Source organism: Streptomyces sp. NPDC040589, assembly GCF_055594445.1.
Genome location: NZ_JBVIWP010000013.1, coordinates 106,519 through 128,390, shown reverse-complemented (window position 1 = coordinate 128,390; position 21,872 = coordinate 106,519). Strand labels below are relative to the sequence as shown.

Below are 21,872 nucleotides of genomic sequence, written 5' to 3'. Positions count from 1 at the left end.
GGGGGAGAACCCAATGCAGAGTCTTAAGCGCCCTGGTCGCACCGCGCCCAAGCGGCCGCAGCTCGTCGTCGAGCCCGAGCCGGAGGGCGTCGAACCCGACACCTTCGACGACGAACTCGACTTCTACGACACCTTCGAGATGTTCCGGGTCGTCTGCCCGGACTGCGCTCAGCCAATCGCGCTGCTGGCGGACGAAGAGGTTCTGCCGGAGCACGCGCTGTGCGCCTCGCCGTGGAACCCGTTCGGACTCACGGTCTGCGCCGGCACCGGCCGCAGGGCCACGGACGCCCGCCCCGCGGACGAGTCCGCGGACCCTCAGGAGCAGGACACCGCCCTGCTGTTGACGCTCCCTCAGGGGCTCGACTGGCGGACCCAGCCCTTCTCGCACGTCGGCGGCCCCGGCTCGCGCCCGATCAGGGTCCCCGTCATGCGCCCCGAAGCAGCCTGAGCGCGGACCTTCCCGGCCCGCTCGCTCCACCCCGATGAGTGAACCGCGCCACGGCTCGCAGTGTGCCGTGGTGCGGTTCGGTGTGTCCGGAGCACCCGGGCGGCGTGCGTTCCCCAGGCCTTTGCGGAGCGACAAGGGGGCAGCCCTGAACGCACGCCCGATTCCACCATCCGGTGACCTGTCCGGCCTCCGCCGCGTTGCCCTGGTATGACCCCCATCTCCTCAGTGACCGGGCGTCAGCGCCTCCTCTTCGTCCCGGCACCCGCAGAATCGGTTCGGCCGCCCGCGCCGCGCTACCAGGACCCGCCGATCTACCGCGACCTGATGCGGACCTGGGCCGAGGGCGGCCGCACCCTGCCGGGCCGGCACGACCCGGAGTGGATGCGGCTCGCGGCGCCCTGGCGGGGCCTCGACCAGTTCAGCGTTCCTCTGGACCCACGAGATGGCGGGCGATGACCATCCGCTGGATCTGGTTGGTGCCCTCGACGATCTGCAGCACCTTGGCCTCGCGCATGTAGCGCTCGGCCGGGAAGTCGGCGGTGTAGCCGTAGCCGCCGAGGATCTGTACGGCGTCGGTGGTGACCCGCATCGCGGTGTCGGTGCAGTGCAGTTTGGCCATGGCCGCCTGCCGGGCGAACGGCCGGCCCGCGTCCCGCAGCCGCGCCGCCGCGAGGTAGAGCGCACGGCCCGCCTCGATCTGCGTCGCCATGTCGGCGAGCATGAAGCGCAGCCCCTGGAAGTCGGCGATCGCCTTCCCGAACTGGCGCCTTTCGGCCGCGTACACCAGGGCCTCGTCGAGGGCCGCCTGTGCCACGCCGATCGCGCAGGCCGCGATGCCGAGCCGCCCCGAGTCGAGCGCGGACAGGGCGATCGCGAAGCCCTGCCCCTCCTCGCCGATGCGCCGGTCGTCGGAGATCCGCACACCGTCGAAGTGGACCTGGGCGGTGGGCGAGCCCTTCATACCCATCTTCTTCTCGGGCACCGCCGCGCTCACCCCCGGCGCGTCGCCGGGCACCAGGAACGCGGTGATCCCGCGCGGGCCCTCCTCGCCGGTGCGCGCCATGACCGTGTAGAAGTCGGCGATCCCGCCGTGGGTGATCCAGGCCTTGGTGCCGGTGATCACCCAGCCGTCGCCGTCCCGCACGGCCTTGGTGCGCAGGGCCGCCGCGTCCGATCCGGAGTGCGGCTCGGAGAGGCAGTAGGCGCCGAGCATGCCGCCGCCGAGCATCCCGGGCAGGTGCTCGACCTGCTGCTCCTTGGTGCCGTAGGCCGCGAGCGCATAGGAGGACAGGGTGTGCACGCTGACGCCGAGGCCGACCGTGAGGCGGGCCGCGGAGAGCTCTTCGAGGGCCTGGAGATAGACCTCGTACGGCTGGTCGCCGCCGCCGTACTCGGACGCGTACGGCAGTCCGAGCAGACCGGAGTGCGAGAGCAGGGTGAACAGCTCACGCGGGAAGCGGCCGGCGTCCTCCTCCTCGGCCGCCTTCGGGATGATCTCCTGCCGCGCGATGTCACGGACGAGTGAGATCAGTTCCCGGGCCTCCTCCGTGGGCAGTTGTCGGTCCACCGGCTGCGGGGCGCGGTCGGGCATGGCGACGCTCTCCTCCCTGTCGGGCACTGGCGGTCGGGCCCATGGGTGGGGGCGGCGCCGCCGGGTCGATCTGGTGCCTGGCCGATGCTTGCAGTCCCGGGTCTCGGAAGCTGCTGACCAGCGGCTGTGCGCTGTGAGTATGCCCGATCGGAGGCACGCAGTCACCAGTTAACGACCGCTTACTTCAGGTAATACCCGAGCACATCAGCCGGATCGAAATTGGTCCGAACCATTGACCGCACTGGTCTAGTCCTCCTACCGTTTCGCTTCACCGATTCATCGCGCTCATGCCAATCGGCGCGCGTTCCCTCTCCCCGCGAGGAGACACCGGATGCACACCCCTCACCGCTCCCGCCTTCGGGCCATCGTGTCCGCGGCCTGTTGCGCCGTCCTCGGCGCCGGTCTCCTGGCCGGCGCGGGCACCTCGACCGCCACCGCGGCGACCTCGGCTCAGGAGGCCGCCGCGGCATCGAAGGCCGCACCCGGCTCCAGGGCCGCCGGCTCCAAGGTCCTCGGGTACTTCACCGAATGGGGCACCTACGACCGCAAGTACTACGTCAAGAACATCGAGACGTCCGGCTCGGCGGCGAAGCTCACCCACATCAACTACGCCTTCGGCAACGTCACCGGCGGCAAGTGCGCGATGGGCGACGCCTACGCGGCCACCGACCGGGCCTACACCGCCGCCGACTCCGTCGACGGCAAGGCCGACACCTGGGACCAGCCGCTGCGCGGCAACTTCAACCAGCTGCGCGAGCTGAAGCGGAAGCATCCGAACCTCAAGGTCCTGTGGTCCTTCGGCGGCTGGACCTGGTCGGGCGGCTTCGGCGAGGCCGCCAGGAACCCGGCCGCCTTCGCCCAGTCCTGCTACGACCTGGTCGAGAACTCCAAGTGGGCCGACGTCTTCGACGGCATCGACATCGACTGGGAGTACCCGAACGCCTGCGGCGCGACCTGCGACACCAGCGGCAAGGCGGCCTTCCGCAACCTGACGCAGGCCCTGCGCGCCAAGTTCGGCTCCCGCAACCTCGTCACCGCGGCGATCACGGCCGACGCCACCCCGGGCGGCAAGATCGACGCGGCGGACTACGCGGGCGCCGCCCCGTACGTCGACTGGTACAACCCGATGACGTACGACTTCTTCGGCGCCTGGGACGCCGCAGGACCGACGGCCCCGCACTCTCCGCTGACCTCGTACTCCGGCATCCCGAAGGCGGGCTTCCACACGTCGGCGACCATCGCGAAGCTCAAGGGCCTCGGCATCCCCGCCTCGAAGCTGCTGCTCGGCATCGGCTTCTACGGCCGCGGCTGGACGGGCGTCACCCAGTCGGCCCCCGGCGGCACCGCGACCGGCCCGGCGGCGGGCACGTACGAACAGGGCATCGACGACTACAAGGTGCTCAAGGCCAAGTGCCCGGCGACAGGGACGGTGGCCGGCACGGCGTACGCCAAGTGCGGGAACAACTGGTGGAGTTACGACACCCCGGCGACCATCGGGACCAAGATGACGTACAAGAACCAGCAGGGTCTGGGCGGCACGTTCTTCTGGGAGCTGAGCGGCGACACGGCGAACGGTGAGCTGATCAAGGCCATCAAGTAGGGCGGGGCGATTCGGGGGTGGAGGGACCGTGACGGGCCCTCCGCCCCCGTCTCACGCGTCCTGGCGGGCGGCCGCCTGCGGGGCCGGGTAGGCGGGGTCCAGGTCCTCGATCGCCCGCAGAGCGCCGCCGAGGCCCTTCACCAGCAGCTCGCACATGGTCTCGCGGGGCAGTTCGGGGCGGTCGATCCATTCGAGGGTGGCGCCCTCGACACTGCACACCCAGGCCAGCAGACCCATCCGCGCCAGCGGGGTGATGTCGACACGGCCGTACGCGCCCTCGGCGATGGTGGCGACGATGGCCTCGCGCACACCGTCCCGGATGGCGTGCACCTCGGTGTCGAAGCCGACCCCGCCGCTGACGATCGTGCGGTACGCGGCCTGGTGGTGCTCGGCGTAGCGCAGATAGCTGTCGATCGTGCGCTGGACACGGTCGACCGGGGGCAGTTCGAGTCCGCCCGCCGCCAGGGTGACCAGGTCGGTGACCGAGTCCTGGATGATGGCCAGGTAGTAGCCCCGCTTGGACTGGAAGTAGTAGTAGATGAGCCCCTTGGCGACGTGCGCCTGCCGGGCGATGTCGTCCATCGAAAGGGCGTCGTAGGACGTGTCGGCGAACAACCTCCGGCCGATGGCGATGAGTTCGGCACGGCGCGCCAGCGAGCGCTCGGTGCCGCGGGCTCTGGGGCGCGCGGCAGGCTGTTGACTGATATTCAATTTCGACCCTGGTTCCAGGCGGGCGAGGAGGGACATTCGCAGTATGGCAGGTCGCAGGGCCGGGCCGTGGGTCAGGTCACAGCGCTCCGGGCAGGGGTCAGAGCAGCCCGAGCTGGGTCACGAGCATCGCGACGACCACGACGAGCGTCCAGCCCATGACCTGCTCGACGATCTTCGGGCCTTCGTCCTTGGGGCCGCCCGTGCGAACGCCGGCGGCGGCGGCGGCGGCTGAGTGTGCGGTCATGGCTTCTCGCTGATCCTTTGGGGCGGGCGGACTTCCCCCGAAGTTCCGCCCACCTTGCCACCCGAAGCGGCTTTTGCGGCCGAGAGCTTGGTCACACGCGCACGCCCACGGCTGTCAGCGCCTCGCGCTGGGCCGCGGTCGGACTCGCCGGGAAGTACAGGTAGCAGACGCCGCCGGTGCCGGAGACGACCTTGCCGGAGGCGTTGTACCGCTTGGTCCGCAGCCAGATGTTCTCCCACTCGCGCCGCCGGTAGACGCGCCGCACGGCCTGGTTGCTCGCCGAGGCGGGGTCGTTGGCGATCACGTCGCCGGAGGCGGTGAAGCCGATGACGGTCATCAGGTGCCCGGCGGTGCCGTACCCGGCACCGGTCAGCTCCTCCTTCAGGAAGGACTGGGACGTTATGGCCGGGATGCCCGCCGCGATCAGCCTCTCCAGGTCGGTGAGCGAGCCGAGCCGGGTGACCACGGCCTGGAGGTCCTTGAACGTGGCCGCGTAGGCGGCGTTGAACGGCCAGTTGCCACAGCCCGCGTACTGGTGGTCGTAGGTGAAGCGGGCCGCGTGGCACACCTGCGGATCGGCGAACGAGGGATCCACCCAGGCCAGCTGCTTCGGGGTGAGCCGGCCGCCCCAGTACTCGACGATCATCTGGGAGGAGGTCGGGCTGCACCAGGCCTCGCCGCCGTTGTCGTACTCGGGGTACTGGCCCTTGTGGATCTCCTGCGAGTACCGCGGGACGACCAGTTCCTTCGCGAGGCCGGGCGCGGACGCCGGGACGGTGAACCGGTCGGGGACGTCGGACCCCATCGCGCCGAGCCGCCACACGGTGGGCGTGGCCTTGGTGCCCGGCTCGCGGTACAGCGTCAGACGCAGGCGGCAGGAGGCCAGGCGCAGGCCCGTCGCCGGGTCGTCGACGGCCAGCGTGTCCGTCCAGACGGTGCTCTTGCCGTCGCTCTGGTCGTCGACCGAGGTGCGCCGGATGTCCTGGTCGCCCGCGGCCCAGCGGCCCATCACGTACCAGGGGCTGCTGGTGCCGTCGGTGTAGGTGCCCTTGAGCTCGGCCTGGATCCAGGTGCCGGCCGGGGTGCGCGCGTTCCAGGAGACGATCGCCTCCGTCGCGGGGACGGCGAGCCGGTGGACGGGGGACGTCCAGGTGCCGTACTCCCAAGGGGCGGTGGTGCCGGTGTGCGGGTCCTTGTAGTCGGCGGTTCCGGCGGGCTTCGCGATCACCAGGCCCGGGCGGGCGCCCGCGACGGCACGGGTCCCTCGGGCGGTGCCGCCGCGCCAGTCGCCGTACGAGACCCAGGCCCGGTTGTCCACGGTGCGGGCCGGGACCGCCCGGGCGGGGTCCGTGGTGTCGGTGTCGTGCGTCATGGAGATCTCGGTGTCGGCGGCCGCCGGACCCGCGCTCGCGGTGACGGCGGCGACGACCGCGGCGGCCAGGACGGTTCTGCGGGACGGCTGTTCGGCTCTGCTCATGGCGGGGACCCCCGGGTGTCGGAGTCGGGCAGGGGCGGGGCAGGTCCGTTGCACGGTCGGTCGCACATGCGTGTGCGCCACATATGAGCACAGCCCGCCGGGTCCTGCCAGCACTTCGGCCCGCGCCACGCCCACCAATATTGGCGTCGACCAGTGGCAGGAGCCCGTGAACTGTCTGGTTAGAGTTCTGCGCGAGATGAATCCGTCCTTCCGCCCCGCGCCGGGGCCCGCCGTCCGTGACCTGGCCTCCCGGATCCGCCGTCTCTCCCCCTCCTGCGGCCCGGTCCGGCTCGTCGGCGTCGACGGGCACGCCGGATCCGGGAAGACCACGTTCGCCGAGCAGTTGGCCGGGGTGCTCGGCGGCGCGCCGGTGCTGCGCCTCGACGACATCGCCAGCCACGAGGAACTGTTCGGCTGGACCGGACGGCTGCGGGACCAGGTGATCGAGCCGCTGACCGACGGCCGGACCGCGCACTACGCCCCCTACGACTGGCGGGCCCGCCGCTTCGGCCCGCCGCAGCCACTGCCGCCCGCACCGGTGATCCTCATCGAGGGCGTCGGCGCGGGACGCCGGGCGCTGCGCCCCCGCCTGGCCCTGCTGCTGTGGATGGAGCTGCCGCGCGAGGAGGCCTGGGCGCGAGGGCGGTCGCGGGACGGGGAGGAACAGCGGGAGTTCTGGAACGGATGGGTCCCGGCGGAGCGCCGGCACTTCGCCGACGATCCCTCGCGGCCCTTCGCCGATCTTCTGGTACGGCAGGGAGACAAGGGGTACGAGGTGTTTCCGGGACCTGCTGGGACGGTTGGACCGGACCAGTTCCTCACGCACGGTGACGGACCGCCCGCAGTGTGCTGACCTTGTGAAGGCGCTTGCGGTGGAACTTGCCGGAGTGCTTCAACTCGGCTTGACCGGTGGGCCGTACAGGACTTACGTTCTCAATGTGCGGCCATTCGGAGCCGCCCACAGACGCGAAGCCCCCGGTTGTTCCCCCGTGATCGGGGGCTTCGTTCTGTCTTCTTCCGTTTTTCCGGGCCCCGCGAGGCGCGGAACGCTCACACTCGGTCACCGTGCGCGAGTGCGCCGCATCCGCTCCCACCTCGCCGAACGGCCCGTGCGGCACCCTTCGGGCGCGCCGCCCCCGCAGGTACGATGCCCTCGTCGCGACCTACGGGCGGTTGCTCCGCGCACCTCGCAACTCCGGTCCGTGGCACAGCGGTTCGAGCAGGGCAGCCGGCTGGGGGGACGGCTCGTTGGCATACCGACGGGGGCACGGTTCGTGGGGGACGTGATGGACTTCGGCACGCAGGGCCCGCAGGCCCCGGCCGACCTCGCCTGGCTGCGAGGCGTCGATGCCTACACCATGGGCGCCTATCCGCAGGCGGAGGAGGAGTTCCGCGCCGCCGTGCGGATGGACCCCGGGATGGCCGACGGCTGGCTCGGGCTGCACGCGCTGCGCGTCGACACGACGACCGCGCTGCTCAGGATGTTCCGGCACCGGGACCGCTTCGGGGAGCAGCGCTCCCGCTATCGCCGCACCCTCAACTCCTGGTACTGGCTGGGCTGGTGGGTGCAGCCGGTGCTGGAGAGCCCTCGCGACCTGCTGCTCGCGCACGCCTCCCACTGGCTGGACGGCCGCCACGTCCCCGAGCTGGACCGGGCCCTCGCCGGGCTGCCGCCGGTGGACACCGACGCCCAGGTCCGCTTCCTGCACGCCTGCCGCGCCTACCTGGTCAAGGACTGGGAGCAGCTCGTCCGCCACACCGACCCGCTCCTCGACGACCCGATGCTCGGCATCGAGGCGGGGCTCTTCGGCGGCATGGCCCGGGTCCGTCTGGAGATGTACGGCCAGGCCGAACCGCTGCTGTCCGCCGCCCTGATGCGCTGCCGCAGCGAGCAGCCCCAGCGCAAGGAGCTGCGCTACTGGCTGGCCCGGGCACACGAGGGCACCGGCCGCAGCGCCGCCGCGCTCCCCCTGTACCGGGCCGTGCACCGCGTCGACCCGGCCTTCATGGACACCTCGGCCCGGCTCGCCGCGATCGCCGAGGGCGACGGATACGACGACTCCACCGACCTCGCGGCGATCACGCTCCCCGGCCTCGGCCAGGACACCGTGGACGGGCCGGACGGGTTCGACCCGCTCTTCGGCACCGAGGGCCGCGACCTGAGGCTGCCCGACCTCGAGCCGCCGGCCTCCGCTCCCCTGCCGCCGGAGACGGACCCGGCCGTGCGCGAGAAGTTCTCCCCGGCACCGTCCCTGCCCGCCGGGCCAACCGATCCCGCCTTACTGGAGGAGGCACTCGCCGAGCTGGAGCGCATGGTGGGGCTGGAGCCGGTGAAACGCCAGGTCAAAGCGTTGTCGGCGCAGCTGAACATGGCCCGGCTGCGGGCCGGGCAGGGCCTGCCGGTCCAGCCGCCCAAGCGGCACTTCGTCTTCTCCGGCCCCTCCGGCACCGGCAAGACCACCGTCGCCCGCATCCTCGGCCGTGTCTTCTACGCCCTCGGGCTGCTCGGCGGCGACCATCTCGTGGAGGCCCAGCGGGCCGACCTGGTCGGCGAGTACCTCGGGCAGACGGCAGTGAAGGCCAACGAGCTGATCGACTCGGCCCTCGGCGGCGTCCTCTTCGTCGACGAGGCGTACTCGCTGTCCAACTCCGGCTACGGCAAGGGCGACGCGTACGGCGACGAGGCGCTCCAGGTGCTGCTGAAGCGGGCGGAGGACAACCGCGACCATCTCGTGGTGATCCTGGCCGGCTACCCGGAGGGCATGGACCGCCTGCTCGCCGCCAACCCCGGGCTGTCCTCCCGCTTCACCACCCGCGTCGACTTCCCCTCCTACCGTCCCCTCGAACTCACCGAGATCGGCAAGGTGCTCGCCGCGGAGAACGGCGACCTGTGGGACGAGGAATCCCTCGACGAACTGCGGTCCATCGCCGGGCATGTGGTCGACCAGGGGTGGATCGACGAACTCGGCAACGGGCGGTTCCTGCGGACCCTCTACGAGAAGAGCTGCGCGTACCGGGATCTGCGGCTTTCCGTGTATCCCGGGGTGTTGGGCCGGGAGGATCTGGCGACGTTGCGGTTGCCGGATCTGATGCAGGCGTACGGGGAGGTGCTGTCCGGGCGGGGGCCGCAGGATCCGCCCGGACTGTGAGTAGCGGCGTGGGGCGGCCGAGCCTATGTCGCCAGCACCTCCTCGCCGGACCTCGGCTCGGTCAGCCTGATCTCGGGGACTTCCCGGTGCGCGGGATCCCGGACCTCCCCCACCAACAGCTCCAGCACATCCTCCAGCGCGACCAGCCCGAGCACCTTCCCCGACCCGTCGGCCACCTGGGCCAGGTGCGTCGCGGCCCGTCGCATCACCGTCAGCGCGTCGTCCAGCGGCAGCTCGGACCGCAGCGTCGTCATGGGCCGCCACAACTGCTGCGGCACGGCCCGGTCGGAGTGCTCCAGGTCCAGGACGTCCTTCACATGCAGATAGCCCATGAACGCCCCGTTCTCGGTCGCGACCGGGAACCGGGAGTACCCGGTCCGGGCGGTGAGTTCGACGATGCGCCCGGGGGTGACGGACGGGCTGACCGTCACCAGGGACTCCCGCTTCAGCAGGACGTCCGTCACAGGGCGCGAGCCCAGCTCCAGGGCGTCCTCCAGGCGTTCGGCCTCCTCGGGGTCGAGCAGGCCCGCCTGGCCGGCGTCCTCCACGAGCCGGTTGAGCTGCTCGCTGGTGAAGACGGCCTCGACCTCGTCCTTGGGCTCGACGTGGAAGAGCCGCAGGATGCCCTGGGAGACGGCGCCGAGCGCGGCGGTGATCGGCTTGCAGAAGCGGGCGAACCAGACCAGGCCGGGGCTGAGCCACAGCGCGACCTTCTCGGGGGCCGCCATCGCCAGGTTCTTCGGGACCATCTCGCCGATGACGAGGTGGAAGAAGACCACCGCGGCGAGGGCGATGACGTAGGTCAGCGGGTGGATCATGCCGTGCGGCAGGTGGATCCACTCGAAGACCGGCTCCAGCAGATGCGCGACGGTCGGTTCGGCGACCGCGCCGAGGGTGAGGGAGCAGATCGTGATGCCGAACTGGGCCGCCGCCATCATCTGCGGCAGCCGCTCCAGCCCGTAGAGGACCTGCCGGGCGCGGGCGGTGCCGAGCGGTTCGATCTGGCTGCGGCGTACGGAGACGAGCGCGAACTCGGCACCGACGAAGAAGCCGTTGGCGAGCACGAGCAGCGCGGCGAAGAGAAGTTGGAGCACGCTCATCGGGCGGCCTCCACCATGGCGGCCACCGGGGCCGTCCGCACGAGCCGGACCCGCTCCGCGCGGTAGTGGCCGACCTGGCGCACCGACAGCCGCCAGCCGGGCAGCTCCGCCTTGTCGCCGACGGCCGGAATGCGGCCCAGCAGATCGGCGATCAGGCCCGCGACGGTCTCGTACGGGCCTTCCGGCACGTCGAGGCCTATGCGCAGCAGGATGTCGACACGGCAGCTGCCGTCGACGTCCCAGGCGGGCCTGCCGTCCTCCGGCGGTGCGGAGGCCAGCTCGGGCAGGTCGTGTCCGTCGTGCTCGTCGCGGACCTCGCCGACGATCTCCTCGACGATGTCCTCCAGTGTGACGACGCCGGCCGTGCCGCCGTACTCGTCGACGACGACCGCGATGGGCTGCTCGCTGCGCAGGCGGGCGAGCAACGGACGTACGGGCAGCGTCTCGGGGACGAGCAGCGCCGGGCGGGCGATGCGGCCGACGGGGGTGCGCAGCCGGTCCCGCACGGGCACGGCCAGGGCGTCCTTGAGGTGGACCATGCCGACCACCTCGTCGATCTTCTCCCGGTAGACGGGGAAGCGGGACAGGCCCGTGGCCCGGGTCAGGTTGACCACGTCCTCGGCGGTGGCCGAGGACTGCAGGGCGCTGACCTTCACGCGGGGCGTCATCACGTGCTGCGCGGTCAGCTCACCCAGCGAAAGGGTTCTGACGAAGAGGTCGGCCGTGTCCTGTTCCAGGGCGCCGGCCCGGGCCGAGTGACGGGCCAGGGAGACGAGTTCGCCGGGGGTGCGGGCGGAGGCCAGCTCCTCGGTGGGCTCGATGCCCAGGGCGCGCACGAGCCGGTTCGCGACGGCGTTGAGGCCGGCGATGACCGGGCGGAACAGCCGGGCGAAGACATGCTGCGGTCCCGCGACGAAGCGCGCGACCTGAAGCGGCCTGGACACCGCCCAGTTCTTGGGCAGGAGCTCGCCGATCACCATCTGCACGGCGGAGGCCAGCAGCATGCCGACGACGACCGTGACACCGGAGACGGCTCCCTCGGGGATGCCGATCGAGGTGAACGGGCCGTGCAGCAGCTCCGCGAGCGCCGGTTCGGCGAGCATGCCGACGACGAGGGAGGTGATGGTGATGCCGAGCTGGGTGCCGGAGAGCTGGAAGGACAGTTCCTTGAGCGACTCGACGACGCGATGGGCGCGCCGGTCGCCCTCGGCGGCGGCCTTCTCGGCCTCGGGCCGCTCGACCGTCACGAGTCCGAACTCGGCCGCCACGAAGAATCCGTTGGCGAGAATCAGCAGGAACGCGGCTGCCAGGAGCAGCAGGGGGGTGGTCATGATGCCGCCGCCTCCGCAAGGCCGCGTACCTCGAAAACGGGGTACGCGCTATGTCGGCAGGGGGCGGCGCAGGTACTACAGGACGATCCGTCCATCGCCGGAGAGGGTCACTCCTCGGTTAGCAGGAGCCTCGGTGCACCGGGCGGGGCAGCAGAGGCGGAGGCGCATCCGTTCACGCCTCCGCCAACAGATTAATCAAGACACGGCCCGGTGCGGCAGTGGCGGCCGCCCTGTGGATTGCCCGAGTCAGCTCTGAGGCCGCTCGTGCGCCACGGAACGGGCCTCGGCCAGCGCCCTCAGGGCCCGGGCGTCGGCGATCGCCCGCTGCCTGGCGATACCCGGCTGAATACCGAGGACAGGCAGGCTGGTGCCGTCGCTGAGGTTGAGGAACACCCAGGGGTCGCCGGGCCGGAGGGTCACCTGAAGGATCTCCGCCCACTCCAGCCGGCGCTTGTTCGTGAGGTTCACCACGGTGACGCCCGACTCGTCGGCGACGACCTTGGGCCGGGCCAGCAGGAGCAGCACCGCGTCCAGCAGAAGCGCCGTGAGGACGAAGCTGAGGCGCTCGGCGGGGCTGAGCTGCTTCAGCAGCATCGCGACGGCCGTGATGACGACCAGGATCGCGACGGCGGCGGTGAGCAGCACCGCTCGGGTGCTGCCCGGCCGGAACGTGACGGGCAGGGTGGGCAGATCGGACATCGGAGTACGCCCCTCAGAGACGGCAGGCGTGGATGGCCGTGGTCAGGATGGCCCGGGCGCCGATGTCGTAGAGGTCGTCCATGATCCGCTGCGCCTCCTTGGCCGGGACCATCGCGCGGACGGCGACCCAGCCCTCGTTGTGCAGCGGGGAGACGGTCGGCGACTCCAGACCGGGGGTGAGGGCGACGGCCTTCTCCAGCTGCTCCACGCGGCAGTCGTAGTCCATCATCACGTACGTCCGGGCGACCAGGACGCCCTGGAGGCGGCGCAGGAACTGCTGCACCTTGGGGTCGTCGGCGTCCGCGCCGGTGCGGCGGATCACGACGGCCTCTGACTTCATGATCGGCTCGGCGACGACCTCGAGGCCCGCGTTGCGCAGCGAGGTGCCGGTCTCGACGACGTCCGCGATGACCTGGGCGACGCCGAGCTGGATGGCGGTCTCGACGGCGCCGTCGAGGTGGACGACGGAGGCGTCGATGCCGTGGTCGGCGAGGTGCGCCGCGACGATGCCCTCGTAGGAGGTGGCGACGGTCTTGCCGGCGAGGTCCGCCAGGCCGCCGATGGTGCCGGGCTTGCAGGCGTAGCGGAAGGTGGAGCGGGCGAAGCCGAGCGGGAGGATCTCCTCGGCGTCGGCGCCCGAGTCGATGAGCAGGTCGCGTCCGGTGAGGCCGATGTCCAGCTGGCCGGAGGCGACGTAGATGGCGATGTCGCGGGGGCGGAGGTAGAAGAACTCGACCTCGTTCACCGGGTCGACGATCCGCAGCTCCTTGGATTCCCGGCGCTGCTGGTAGCCGGCCTCATGCAGCATCTCCGCCGCAGGGCCGGACAGGGAACCCTTGTTGGGGACGGCGATGCGCAGCATGAGGTCGGCTTCCTTTGCGTGGTGTCGTACGGGAACGGGTGCGGCTGACCGCGGCTTACAGGTGGGCGTAGACGTCGTCGAGGGAGATGCCGCGGGCGACCATCATCACCTGGACGTGGTACAGCAGCTGCGAGATCTCCTCGGCGGCCGCCTCCTTGCCCTCGTACTCGGCGGCCATCCAGACCTCGGCAGCCTCTTCTACGACCTTCTTGCCGATGGCATGGACGCCCTTCTCGACCAGCTCTGCGGTGCGGGAAGTGGCGGGATCGCCCTGGGCGGCCTTGTGCTGGAGCTCGGTGAAGAGCTCCTCGAACGTCTTCTTGGACATGGTGACGCCTAGCCTACGCGGTGTAGGGGGCGCCTCAGCGCCAGGGTTCGGATACCGAGCGGAGGGTGGCCGCGGTCGCCACCGCCGCCGTTACCGCCTCGTGTCCCTTGTCCTCGTTCGAGCCGGGCAGGCCCGCGCGGTCCAGGGCCTGCTCGTCGGTGTCGCAGGTCAGCACGCCGAAGCCGACCGGGACGCCGGTCTCGACCGACACCTGGGTCAGGCCCTGGGTCACGCCCTGGCACACGTACTCGAAGTGGGGTGTGCCACCGCGGATGACGACGCCCAGGGCCACGATCGCGTCGTAGCCGCGGCCCGCGAGGACCTTGGCGACCACCGGGAGCTCCCAGCTGCCGGGGACCCTGAGCAGGGTCGGCTCGTCGATGCCCAGGTCGTGCAGGGCGCGCAGGGCGCCGTCGACCAGACCGTCCATCACCTTCTCGTGCCACTGTGCCGCGATGACGGCGACCCTGAGGTCACCCACATTGCGTACGGACAGTTCCGGTGCACCCTTGCCGCTCACGTCTCTCCCTCTTGCTTTCTTACTGGTTGCTGCAGGCCGGCACGGTGGTCGTGTCGAGCCAGGGCAGGTCGTGGCCCATCCGGTCCCGCTTGGTGCGCAGGTAGCGGAGGTTGTGCTCGCCGGCGCTCACGGGCATCGGCACGCGTGCCGTGACGGCGATGCCGTGGCGGACGAGCGCGTCGGTCTTGTCGGGGTTGTTGGTCAGCAGCCGCACGCCGTGCACACCGAGGTCGGCCAGGATCTGGGCGCCGGCCGCGTAGTCGCGGGCGTCGGCGGGCAGGCCGAGCTCGAGGTTGGCGTCGAGGGTGTCGCGGCCGCGCTCCTGGAGTTCGTAGGCGCGCAGCTTGGACATCAGGCCGATGCCGCGGCCCTCGTGTCCGCGCAGGTAGACCACCACTCCCCTGCCCTCGGCCTGGATACGGGCCAGGGAGGCGTCCAGCTGGGGTCCGCAGTCGCAGCGGGCGGAGCCGAAGACATCGCCGGTGAGGCACTCGGAGTGAACGCGGACGAGGACGTCCTGGCCGTCGCCGATCTCACCGTGCACGAGGGCGACGTGCTCGACGCCGTCGACGTTCGAGCGGTAGCCGTACGCCGTGAACGTGCCGTGGGCGGTGGGCAGTCGGGTCTTGGCCTCACGGCGGACGGTGGGCTCGCTGCCGCGGCGGTAGGCGATCAGGTCCTCGATGGAGATGATCGTCAGGCCGTGCTTGCGGGCGAAGGGGATCAGCTCGGGCAGGCGCAGCATCGTGCCGTCCTCGCCGGCGATCTCGACGATCGCTCCGGCCGGGCGCAGGCCCGCGAGGCGGGCGAGGTCGACGGCGGCCTCGGTGTGGCCGTTGCGGGTCAGGACCCCGCCGGGCCGGGCGCGCAGCGGGAAGATGTGGCCGGGGCGGACGAAGTCGTCGGGCCCCGTGATGCCGTCGGCGAGCAACCGGAGCGTGGTGGCGCGGTCGGAGGCCGAGATGCCGGTGCTCACGCCGTGCGCGGCGGAGGCGTCCACGGAGACCGTGAACGCAGTCTTCATCGACTCGGTGTTGTCCTCGACCATCTGCGGCAGGCGCAGCCGGTCGAGTTCGTCGCCCTCCATGGGGGCGCAGATCAGGCCGCGGCACTCGCTCATCATGAAGGCGACGATCTCGGGGGTCGCCTTCTCGGCGGCGATGACGAGGTCGCCCTCGTTCTCCCGGTCCTCGTCGTCGACGACCACGACCGGGCGGCCCGCCGCGATGTCGGCGATGGCCTGCTCGACGGGGTCGAGCGCGAAGTCCTCGATGTCGTCGGTGTACAGGACGGTTGCGGCGCTCATGCCGGCGCTCCTTCCAGGGTGGGCTGTGCTGCCGCGCGCGAGCGCAGCCACCAGTCGCGCAGGCCCCACAGGACGAGCGCGCCGTAGATGATGTAGACGAAGCCGGAGAAGGCGAAGCCGTTGGCGAAGTTCAGCGGGACGCCGACCAGGTCGACCAGGAGCCAGGCGAACCAGAACTCGACCATGCCGCGGGCCTGGGCGTACATCGCGACGACGGTGCCGACGAAGATGTACGCGTCCGGCCAGGGGTCCCAGGAGAGGGTCGGGAAGGCGGTGAACAGGCCGCCGACCGCGAGGGTGCCGACGACGGCCGCGCCGGCCAGTGCCCCGCGCTCGCGCCAGGTGGCGAACCGTACGGCGATGGAGCCGTCCTGGGCCTGTTGCCGGCCGCGGTTCCACTGCCAGAAGCCGTACGTGGCGACGAGCATCACGACGATCTGCTTGCCGGCGCTGCCCGCGAGGTGGGCGGTGGCGAAGGCCGCGAAGAGGATGAGGCCGGAGAGGAACTGGGCGGGCCAGGTCCACAGGGAGCGTCGCCAGCCGAAGGCGAGGCCGATCAGACCGATCACGTTGCCGATCATGTCCGACCACTTGATGTGCTGGCCGAAGAGCGAGAAGGCCTCGGAGTTGAGCCAGTTCACCGGTCCGCCCCCTGCACACGGTCGCCCAGCACACGGTCGCCCAGCATCCGTTCGACGTACTTGGCGATGACGTCCACCTCGAGGTTGACCGGGTCGCCGGGTCCCTTGTGGCCGAGCGTGGTCAGGGCGAGGGTGGTGGGGATGAGGCTCACGGTGAAGTAGTCGGGGCCGGCGTCGACGACGGTGAGGCTGATGCCGTCGACGGTGATGGAGCCCTTCTCGACCACGTAGCGGGTGAGGTCCGCGGGGAGGGAGATCTTCACGATCTCCCAGTGCTCGGACGGCTTGCGTTCCAGGATCTCGCCCGTGCCGTCGACGTGGCCCTGCACGATGTGCCCGCCGAGGCGTTCGCCGACGGCCATGGGGCGTTCGAGGTTGACGCGGGTGCCGACCGCGAGGGCGCCCAGGCTGGAGCGGTTCAGGGTCTCGGCCATCACGTCGGCGGTGAACTCGTCGCCCTCGTGGTCGACGACCGTGAGGCAGACGCCGTTGACCGCGATGGAGTCGCCGTGCTTGGCGCCCTGGGTGACGATGGGACCGCGCAGGCGGAAGCGACAGGCGTCGTCGAGGGTCTCGACGGCGGTGATCTCGCCCAGCTCTTCGACGATTCCGGTGAACACTTCCCGGGTCCTCCTGCCTCTTCGGGCACGGACTCCGGGGCTGTCGATGACGACAGATGTACGAGCAGGGACACCGGGGGTGACGCCGGACGGAGTCCGCCCGGAGGACGGACTTCTTCGGCGGCACGCACGTATGCCTGCCCGCCGCGCACTGCCTCCCATCCGGACTTTAACCGTCGGTCCAGGAATTTCACCTGGTCAACCGATCGCTGGAGGCGACCGGGTCGCGGACTGTAACCGCCGGTTCGGACTTTCACCGACCCCGGAGTGCGCTGCTACTGGTACACGGCCAGTGTGCCACGCCTGATCGACGTTCAAAGAGGCGAAGGGTGTGGGCTGCCTCACAGACCGTATCGCCGCGCTCACCGAGGTTGGTACACACCTATTGACGGTGTGGTCTAGTCCTTTCTAGGGTCGGCTCCAGGGTTGACACGACCTCGCGGACCGGCCCGGCGGCGGTGACGACGGCCCTTGCCCGTCGCCGGGCCTTCCCACGCCGTACGGACGGCGTTCTGGCAGGGTGAGCCCCATGACCACGACGATCGCCGACGAGTTCGAGGTCCACCGGCCCCGGCTGTTCTCGCTCGCCTACCGGCTGCTGGGCTCCGCCGAGGAGGCCGAGGACGCGGTCCAGGACGCGTATCTGCGCTACAGCGGCGCCGACCGTGCGGGGATCGAGCGTCCGGCGGCCTGGCTCGCCAAGGTCGTCACGAACCTCTGCCTGAACCGGCTGACGTCCGCGCGCGCCCGGCGCGAGCGGTATGTCGGAACCTGGCTGCCGGAGCCGGTGGTCACCGGGCACGGCGCGCTCGGTCCTCCCCCACTGCCTGAAGGGCGTGGGTGGTGCCCCCAGGAGTCGGCCGAGCAGCGGGACGCCGTGTCGATGGCGATGCTGGTGCTGCTGGAGCGGCTCACACCGACCGAACGGGCGGTGTACGTGCTGCGGGAGGCGTTCGGGTACGGGCATCGGGAGATCGCCGGGGTTCTGGATCTGAGCGAGGCGAACTGCCGTCAGGTGTACCGCCGGGCCGTGCGGCGGGTGGGCGAGCCCCAGGCCCGTTTCGAGCCCGCGTCCGAGCAGCAGGAGGAGCTGGTCACGTCGTTCATCACGGCGGCCCGCGACGGCGACCTGGCCGGACTGGAGAAGCTGCTCGCGGCCGATGCCACGTGGTGGAGCGACGGTGGCGGCAAGGTCACGGCGGCCCGGTGGCCCATCGAGGGCGGTCCCAGGATCGCCCAGTTCCTGGCGGGCGGGGGCCCGAAGTTCTCGGTGGGTCTGGACTTCGTGCCGGTCGAGGTCAACGGCGCGCCAGGGCTGGCGACCTGGGCGGGCGACACGCTCGTCGGGCTGGCGGCGTTCGAGATACGCGACGGGCTGGTCACCGGGGTGCGGGCCGTGGTCAATCCGGAGAAGCTGGCGTTCGCACGGCGCCAGCTCGCCCGGTCGTAGAACGCGCCGGGCCCGGCCGTAGAACGCGCCGGGCCCGGTCGTGGGACCTGTCGGGCCCGGTCGTGGGACCCGTCGGGCCCGGTCGTAGGACGCGCCGGGCCCGGCCGTAGGACCTGTCGGGCCCGGCCGTGGGACCCGTCGGGCGCGGTCGTGGGACCCGTCGGGCCCGGTCGTGGGACCCGTCGGGCCCGGTCGTGGGATTGCCGGGTGTGTCTGTCACATTCGGCAGGGGCTGTTCGGTCTCAGCTGACGAAGGGCGCTCCAGCCGGAGCGCCCGGGCCTTCGAAGGGACTGAACGGCATGACCACGATCCTGGTGACCGGCGGCACCGGAACACTCGGCCGGCTCGTCGCCGAGCGGCTGCGCGCGGACGGGCACGAGGTGCGGGCGCTCAGCCGGCACGCCCAGCCGTACGCGGTCGACCTGATGGAGAGCGGGGACGCGCTGGACGCGGCCGTCGCCGGTGTGGACACGATCGTGCACTGCGCGTCGGCGCAGAAGGGCGATGAGCAGGCGGCGGCGAACCTGATCGGAGCGGCGCGCGGGGCCGGTGTGCGGCACCTCGTCTACATCTCGATCGTGGGCGTCGACCAGGTGCCCTTCGGCTACTACAAGAGCAAGCTCGCCGTGGAGCGGCTGGTCGAGGGGTCGGGGCTCGGCTGGACCGTGCTGCGGGCGACGCAGTTCTACGACCTGCTGGTCATGGTGCTGCAGGGGCTGTCGAAGCTGCCGGTCCTTTTCCTGCCGGCCGGTGTCCGGGACCAGCCGGTCGAGGTGGCCGAGGTCGCGGACCGGCTGGTCGAGCTGGCGGCGGGTGCGCCGGCGGGACGGGTCGAGGACATGGGCGGGCCGGAGGTGCGGACGTTCGAGTCGCTGGCCCGCGCGTACCTGAAGGCGTCCGGGCGGCGTCGTGCGGTGGTGAACGTACCGCTGTGGGGAGCGGCGTACCGCGGCTTCCGTGGCGGGGGTCATCTGACGCCGCGGCGGGCGGTCGGCACGGGGACGTTCGAGGAGTATCTGGCCCGGCGGTTCGGGGGCGGGCAGGTACGGACGGGGAGCGGGCGGTCCCAGGCGTAGGAGGGTCCCGGGTGCCCTACCAGCGCTGGATCGGCCGCTCCCCGGGGGTGAAGAGCTCCTCCTGAGCGCGGTCACGGGCCGTGAGGAGGGCGCCGCGCAGGACCGCGCCGCCGCCCAGGGTGGTCGTCCGTACCTCCGTGGGCAGCGGCGTCATCCGGGCGATGCGGTCCTGCACCCGGCCGGCGAGCTCCTCACCCCCGGCCTGCCCGACCTCACCCCCGAGCACCACGCACCCGGGGTCCAGAATCGCCACCACGGAGGCGACTCCGACGGCGAGACGATCGGCGAGGGCGTCGAGGAAACGGTCCGCGGGCTCGGGCGTCTCGTCCGGGCTCTCGGGCCGAGAGCTCTCGCCCTCCGCCGCCCGCACCTGTCCCACCGCACCCCGCACCACACCCACCGCCGCCCGTACCACCCCCACCTCGGACGGCTCCTGCCCCGGCTCCGCCGGCACCCCGCATTCCGCCGCCAGGTCCACGACCGCGGTCGCCGCGGCCAGGCCGTGGAAGCCGCCCTCGCAGTCCGTCGCGGACGGCAGCGTGGTCGCGCCCGGGACCGGGAGGAAGCCGATTTCGCCGGTGCCCCCGGAGGCACCGCGGCGCAGCGCGCCGTCGAGGACCACGGCCGCGCCCGTGCCGTGACCCAGCCACAGCAGGACGAAGGTGTCCCGGTCCCGGGCGGCGCCGTCGCGCTGCTCGGCCAGCGCCGCGAGGTTGGTCTCGTTCTCGACGCTCACCCGTGCCTCGGGCAGTCGTTCCTGGAGGGCCGCGACCAGGCGCCGGTGCCACTCCGGCAGCCCGGAGGAGTCACGGAGTTCGCCGCTGGCCGGGTCGATCAGGCCGGGCGCCCCGATGCCGACGGTGTGCGGCCGGTCGGCGCCGGCCTCCTTCACCACGCGTTCGACCAGGGCGACCGCCTGTTCCACGGCGGGACCCGTTCCCATGTCACCCGTGATGGGCACCGACGCCTCGGCCAGGACCCGGCCCACCAGGTCGGCGAGGGCCACGGAGACGCCCTCGGTGCGTATGTCCAGCGCGGCGAGGTGCGCCCGGTCGGCGACGATGCCGTACACCTTGGCGTTGGGCCCGCGCCGCTGCTCCCCCGCCTCCCCGACGACCGTGATCAGACCCGCGGCGGTGAGGCGTTCGACGAGGTCGGCGACGGTCGGCCGGGACAGACCGGTCAGCTGCTTCAACTGCCCTGCCGTCAGCGGGCCCTCCTGCTGGAGCAGACGCAGGGCGAGCCGGTCGTTGATGGCCCGGGCGGTGCTCGGGGATGCGGGCATGCCGGGATCCTTCCAGATCGGCGGGTCCGCCGGCCGTGGCCCGCCGGGAAACCCTCTTATTATCAGGCAGGGTTCCTGATAGTTTACGGCCGCCTGACGTGAGCGCGGCAGAGACCTGGAGGGGGACCGCAGAATGGGCAACGTGGTCGACGAACTGCGCGAGGTGAGACGGTCCCGGTACGCCGTGGCCGCGGTCTTCGCCGTGCACGGCGCCGTGACCGGTTCGTTCGCCACCCGCGTGCCCTGGATCCAGGACCACGCGGGCGTGAGCGCCGGGCAGTTGGGGATCGCGCTCGCCTTCCCCGCGCTCGGCGCGTCCGTCGCGATGCCGCTCGCCGGCAGCGTCAGCCACCGGTTCGGAGCCCGCAACGCGCTGCGCGGACTGATCGCCCTGTGGACCCTCGCGCTGGTCCTGCCGTCCCTCGCCCCGAACCTGCTCACGCTCTGCCTGGCCCTGTTCACCTACGGCGCGACGGCGGGCATGGCGGACGTGGCGATGAACGCGCTGGGCGTCGAGGTCGAGAACCGCCTCGGCCGGTCGATCATGTCCGGGCTGCACGGCATGTGGAGCGCGGGTGCCCTGATCGGCTCGGCGGCCGGCACGCTCGCCGCGCACCTCGGCTCGGACGCCCGGCTGCACCACGTGCTGGCCGCGGTGGTCCTCACCGTCGTCGGCGTGCTGTCCTGCCGGTGGGTGCTCGATCTCCAGCCCGCCGAGGACGAGGAGCCGCCCCCGAGGTTCGCGCTGCCGCCCCGGTCGGCGCTGCTCATCGGCGCGATCGGGTTCTGCGCGGTGTTCGCCGAGGGCGCGAGCCTGGACTGGTCGGCGGTCTATCTGCGCGAGCAGCTGGAGACCTCGGCGGGTCTCGCGGCGGCGTGCACGACGGGCTTCACGCTCACCATGGCCGTCGCCCGGTTCGCCGGCGACAGGGTCGTGGACCGCTTCGGTGCCGTACGGACCGTACGGGTCAGCGGCGTGCTCGCCGTTCTCGGCGGTCTGCTGATCGTCGTCGCGGACCGTCCGGCGGTGGCCATGAGCGGGTTCGCGCTGATGGGCCTGGGCATCGCGGTCGTCGTACCGCTGTGCTTCGCGGCGGCGGGCCGCAGCGGCTCCAACCCGAGCCTGGCCATCGCGGGCGTCGCGACCATCACGTACACCTCGGGCCTGATCGCGCCGAGCGCGATCGGCATGCTGGCCCAGGCGACCAGTCTGATGGTGTCGTTCTGCCTGGTGACGCTGCTGTCCTGCGGCCTGGTGGCGTTCGCGCGGGTGCTGCGCCCGGGCGACCGGGCGAAGATCAGCCGGCCGGACGCGGCGGCGGTTCCCGACCCGCGGCCCTGAGCCGACACCCGGCCCGGGTGGCCACGCGCACGCCCTGATCGGCCCCGGTCACCAGCACCGCCGACGCACCCGGACAATGGTCCGGATACTC

At 71.6% G+C, this 21,872-nt stretch carries 22 protein-coding genes and 1 riboswitch; of the genes, 8 read left to right on the top strand and 14 right to left on the bottom strand.

The window, feature by feature from the left end; genetic code table 11:
* Positions 1-13: 13 nt before the first annotated feature.
* A complete protein-coding gene (locus ACZ58V_RS37965; protein WP_468198931.1) occupies positions 14-448 on the top strand; it encodes a hypothetical protein in 435 nt (144 codons plus the stop codon).
* Between the two features lie 207 nt (positions 449-655).
* The gene (locus tag ACZ58V_RS37960) at positions 656-904 is read left to right on the top strand and encodes a hypothetical protein (protein ID WP_382840741.1); all 249 of its coding nucleotides are present in this window, start codon (positions 656-658) and stop codon (positions 902-904) included.
* Here the strand turns inward: ACZ58V_RS37960 and ACZ58V_RS37955 are convergent.
* A complete protein-coding gene (locus tag ACZ58V_RS37955) occupies positions 867-2,039 on the bottom strand; it encodes an acyl-CoA dehydrogenase family protein (protein ID WP_471295792.1) in 1,173 nt (390 codons plus the stop codon). The two genes, ACZ58V_RS37960 and ACZ58V_RS37955, sit on opposite strands and share 38 nt — an antisense overlap.
* A gap of 331 nt (positions 2,040-2,370) precedes the next feature.
* Here ACZ58V_RS37955 and ACZ58V_RS37950 point away from each other — a divergent pair, with 331 nt between their 5' ends.
* A complete protein-coding gene (locus ACZ58V_RS37950) occupies positions 2,371-3,639 on the top strand; it encodes a glycoside hydrolase family 18 protein (protein ID WP_471295790.1) in 1,269 nt (422 codons plus the stop codon).
* 51 nt (positions 3,640-3,690) lie between these two features.
* On the opposite strand, the gene ACZ58V_RS37945 is transcribed toward ACZ58V_RS37950, so the two are convergent.
* The 3 genes from ACZ58V_RS37945 to ACZ58V_RS37935 form a co-directional block, all read right to left on the bottom strand.
* On the bottom strand, positions 3,691-4,350 hold the full coding sequence (locus ACZ58V_RS37945) for a TetR/AcrR family transcriptional regulator (RefSeq protein WP_468198939.1): 660 nt from the start codon (positions 4,348-4,350) through the stop codon (positions 3,691-3,693).
* Between the two features lie 97 nt (positions 4,351-4,447).
* A complete protein-coding gene (locus tag ACZ58V_RS37940; RefSeq protein ID WP_471295787.1) occupies positions 4,448-4,594 on the bottom strand; it encodes an SCO1431 family membrane protein in 147 nt (48 codons plus the stop codon).
* Positions 4,595-4,685: 91 nt separating this feature from the next.
* Positions 4,686-6,071, bottom strand: coding sequence for a peptidase C39 family protein (locus ACZ58V_RS37935; protein WP_468198944.1), 1,386 nt, complete (start codon positions 6,069-6,071; stop codon positions 4,686-4,688).
* Positions 6,072-6,267: 196 nt separating this feature from the next.
* Here ACZ58V_RS37935 and ACZ58V_RS37930 point away from each other — a divergent pair, with 196 nt between their 5' ends.
* Together ACZ58V_RS37930 and ACZ58V_RS37925 are read left to right on the top strand one after the other, a co-directional pair.
* Positions 6,268-6,924, top strand: a complete 657-nt coding sequence (locus ACZ58V_RS37930) for a uridine kinase family protein (protein WP_468199026.1) — start codon at positions 6,268-6,270, stop codon at positions 6,922-6,924.
* A gap of 433 nt (positions 6,925-7,357) precedes the next feature.
* Positions 7,358-9,220 (top strand): AAA family ATPase, encoded by a 1,863-nt coding sequence (locus tag ACZ58V_RS37925; RefSeq protein WP_468199029.1) that lies wholly within the window; start codon positions 7,358-7,360, stop codon positions 9,218-9,220.
* A gap of 23 nt (positions 9,221-9,243) precedes the next feature.
* On the opposite strand, the gene ACZ58V_RS37920 is transcribed toward ACZ58V_RS37925, so the two are convergent.
* The 9 genes from ACZ58V_RS37920 to ACZ58V_RS37880 all read right to left on the bottom strand — a co-directional run bounded on the left by ACZ58V_RS37920 (position 9,244) and on the right by ACZ58V_RS37880 (position 16,627).
* Complete coding sequence (locus tag ACZ58V_RS37920) at positions 9,244-10,320, bottom strand: hemolysin family protein (RefSeq protein WP_468198946.1); 1,077 nt, start codon at positions 10,318-10,320, stop codon at positions 9,244-9,246.
* Positions 10,317-11,651 (bottom strand): hemolysin family protein, encoded by a 1,335-nt coding sequence (locus ACZ58V_RS37915; RefSeq protein ID WP_468198948.1) that lies wholly within the window; start codon positions 11,649-11,651, stop codon positions 10,317-10,319. The genes ACZ58V_RS37920 and ACZ58V_RS37915 overlap by 4 nt, the downstream gene beginning before the upstream one ends.
* A 246-nt stretch (positions 11,652-11,897) precedes the next feature.
* On the bottom strand, positions 11,898-12,350 hold the full coding sequence (locus tag ACZ58V_RS37910; RefSeq protein ID WP_471295783.1) for a PH domain-containing protein: 453 nt from the start codon (positions 12,348-12,350) through the stop codon (positions 11,898-11,900).
* Positions 12,351-12,363: 13 nt separating this feature from the next.
* Positions 12,364-13,212 carry an ATP phosphoribosyltransferase gene (gene hisG, locus ACZ58V_RS37905; RefSeq protein WP_189726388.1) on the bottom strand — a complete coding sequence of 283 codons (849 nt, stop codon included), beginning with the start codon at positions 13,210-13,212 and terminating at the stop codon, positions 12,364-12,366.
* A gap of 55 nt (positions 13,213-13,267) precedes the next feature.
* Positions 13,268-13,540, bottom strand: coding sequence for a phosphoribosyl-ATP diphosphatase (locus tag ACZ58V_RS37900; RefSeq protein WP_003988914.1), 273 nt, complete (start codon positions 13,538-13,540; stop codon positions 13,268-13,270).
* A gap of 34 nt (positions 13,541-13,574) precedes the next feature.
* On the bottom strand, positions 13,575-14,060 hold the full coding sequence (gene ribH / locus ACZ58V_RS37895; protein WP_184597131.1) for a 6,7-dimethyl-8-ribityllumazine synthase: 486 nt from the start codon (positions 14,058-14,060) through the stop codon (positions 13,575-13,577).
* 19 nt (positions 14,061-14,079) lie between these two features.
* A complete protein-coding gene (locus ACZ58V_RS37890) occupies positions 14,080-15,366 on the bottom strand; it encodes a bifunctional 3,4-dihydroxy-2-butanone-4-phosphate synthase/GTP cyclohydrolase II (protein ID WP_471295780.1) in 1,287 nt (428 codons plus the stop codon).
* Positions 15,363-16,007 (bottom strand): nicotinamide mononucleotide transporter family protein, encoded by a 645-nt coding sequence (locus tag ACZ58V_RS37885; protein WP_382840712.1) that lies wholly within the window; start codon positions 16,005-16,007, stop codon positions 15,363-15,365. The genes ACZ58V_RS37890 and ACZ58V_RS37885 overlap by 4 nt, the downstream gene beginning before the upstream one ends.
* The gene (locus ACZ58V_RS37880; protein ID WP_468198958.1) at positions 16,004-16,627 is read right to left on the bottom strand and encodes a riboflavin synthase; all 624 of its coding nucleotides are present in this window, start codon (positions 16,625-16,627) and stop codon (positions 16,004-16,006) included. The genes ACZ58V_RS37885 and ACZ58V_RS37880 overlap by 4 nt, the downstream gene beginning before the upstream one ends.
* 144 nt (positions 16,628-16,771) lie before the next feature.
* Positions 16,772-16,902, bottom strand: a riboswitch (FMN riboswitch).
* A gap of 254 nt (positions 16,903-17,156) precedes the next feature.
* Between ACZ58V_RS37880 and ACZ58V_RS37875 the strand changes: the two genes are divergently transcribed.
* Positions 17,157-18,077: an RNA polymerase sigma-70 factor gene (locus ACZ58V_RS37875; RefSeq protein WP_471295777.1), complete on the top strand. Its 921-nt coding sequence runs from the start codon at positions 17,157-17,159 to the stop codon at positions 18,075-18,077.
* 300 nt (positions 18,078-18,377) lie between these two features.
* Positions 18,378-19,154 carry an SDR family oxidoreductase gene (locus ACZ58V_RS37870; RefSeq protein ID WP_471295774.1) on the top strand — a complete coding sequence of 259 codons (777 nt, stop codon included), beginning with the start codon at positions 18,378-18,380 and terminating at the stop codon, positions 19,152-19,154.
* 16 nt (positions 19,155-19,170) lie between these two features.
* Here the strand turns inward: ACZ58V_RS37870 and ACZ58V_RS37865 are convergent, their stop codons facing one another.
* Positions 19,171-20,439 carry an ROK family transcriptional regulator gene (locus tag ACZ58V_RS37865; RefSeq protein ID WP_471295771.1) on the bottom strand — a complete coding sequence of 423 codons (1,269 nt, stop codon included), beginning with the start codon at positions 20,437-20,439 and terminating at the stop codon, positions 19,171-19,173.
* A gap of 133 nt (positions 20,440-20,572) precedes the next feature.
* On the opposite strand from ACZ58V_RS37865, the gene ACZ58V_RS37860 reads away from it, so the two are divergent.
* The gene (locus ACZ58V_RS37860) at positions 20,573-21,781 is read left to right on the top strand and encodes an MFS transporter (RefSeq protein ID WP_471295770.1); all 1,209 of its coding nucleotides are present in this window, start codon (positions 20,573-20,575) and stop codon (positions 21,779-21,781) included.
* The last annotated feature ends 91 nt before the right edge of the window (positions 21,782-21,872 follow it).

What these genes read in the sequence shown, in the direction of transcription:
- ACZ58V_RS37890 (WP_471295780.1), bottom strand. Translation starts at nt 15,366, where the DNA reads ATGAGCGCCGCAACCGTCCTGTACACCGACGACATCGAGGACTTCGCG.
- ACZ58V_RS37865 (WP_471295771.1), bottom strand. Translation starts at nt 20,439, where the DNA reads ATGCCCGCATCCCCGAGCACCGCCCGGGCCATCAACGACCGGCTCGCC.
- ACZ58V_RS37870 (WP_471295774.1), top strand. Translation starts at nt 18,378, where the DNA reads ATGACCACGATCCTGGTGACCGGCGGCACCGGAACACTCGGCCGGCTC.
- ACZ58V_RS37860 (WP_471295770.1), top strand. Translation starts at nt 20,573, where the DNA reads ATGGGCAACGTGGTCGACGAACTGCGCGAGGTGAGACGGTCCCGGTAC.
- ACZ58V_RS37900 (WP_003988914.1), bottom strand. Translation starts at nt 13,540, where the DNA reads ATGTCCAAGAAGACGTTCGAGGAGCTCTTCACCGAGCTCCAGCACAAG.
- ACZ58V_RS37960 (WP_382840741.1), top strand. Translation starts at nt 656, where the DNA reads ATGACCCCCATCTCCTCAGTGACCGGGCGTCAGCGCCTCCTCTTCGTC.
- ACZ58V_RS37965 (WP_468198931.1), top strand. Translation starts at nt 14, where the DNA reads ATGCAGAGTCTTAAGCGCCCTGGTCGCACCGCGCCCAAGCGGCCGCAG.
- ACZ58V_RS37915 (WP_468198948.1), bottom strand. Translation starts at nt 11,651, where the DNA reads ATGACCACCCCCCTGCTGCTCCTGGCAGCCGCGTTCCTGCTGATTCTC.
- ACZ58V_RS37935 (WP_468198944.1), bottom strand. Translation starts at nt 6,071, where the DNA reads ATGAGCAGAGCCGAACAGCCGTCCCGCAGAACCGTCCTGGCCGCCGCG.
- ACZ58V_RS37930 (WP_468199026.1), top strand. Translation starts at nt 6,268, where the DNA reads ATGAATCCGTCCTTCCGCCCCGCGCCGGGGCCCGCCGTCCGTGACCTG.
- ACZ58V_RS37920 (WP_468198946.1), bottom strand. Translation starts at nt 10,320, where the DNA reads ATGAGCGTGCTCCAACTTCTCTTCGCCGCGCTGCTCGTGCTCGCCAAC.
- ACZ58V_RS37955 (WP_471295792.1), bottom strand. Translation starts at nt 2,039, where the DNA reads ATGCCCGACCGCGCCCCGCAGCCGGTGGACCGACAACTGCCCACGGAG.
- ACZ58V_RS37875 (WP_471295777.1), top strand. Translation starts at nt 17,157, where the DNA reads ATGACCACGACGATCGCCGACGAGTTCGAGGTCCACCGGCCCCGGCTG.
- hisG (WP_189726388.1), bottom strand. Translation starts at nt 13,212, where the DNA reads ATGCTGCGCATCGCCGTCCCCAACAAGGGTTCCCTGTCCGGCCCTGCG.
- ACZ58V_RS37925 (WP_468199029.1), top strand. Translation starts at nt 7,358, where the DNA reads ATGGACTTCGGCACGCAGGGCCCGCAGGCCCCGGCCGACCTCGCCTGG.
- ACZ58V_RS37950 (WP_471295790.1), top strand. Translation starts at nt 2,371, where the DNA reads ATGCACACCCCTCACCGCTCCCGCCTTCGGGCCATCGTGTCCGCGGCC.
- ACZ58V_RS37910 (WP_471295783.1), bottom strand. Translation starts at nt 12,350, where the DNA reads ATGTCCGATCTGCCCACCCTGCCCGTCACGTTCCGGCCGGGCAGCACC.
- ACZ58V_RS37940 (WP_471295787.1), bottom strand. Translation starts at nt 4,594, where the DNA reads ATGACCGCACACTCAGCCGCCGCCGCCGCCGCCGGCGTTCGCACGGGC.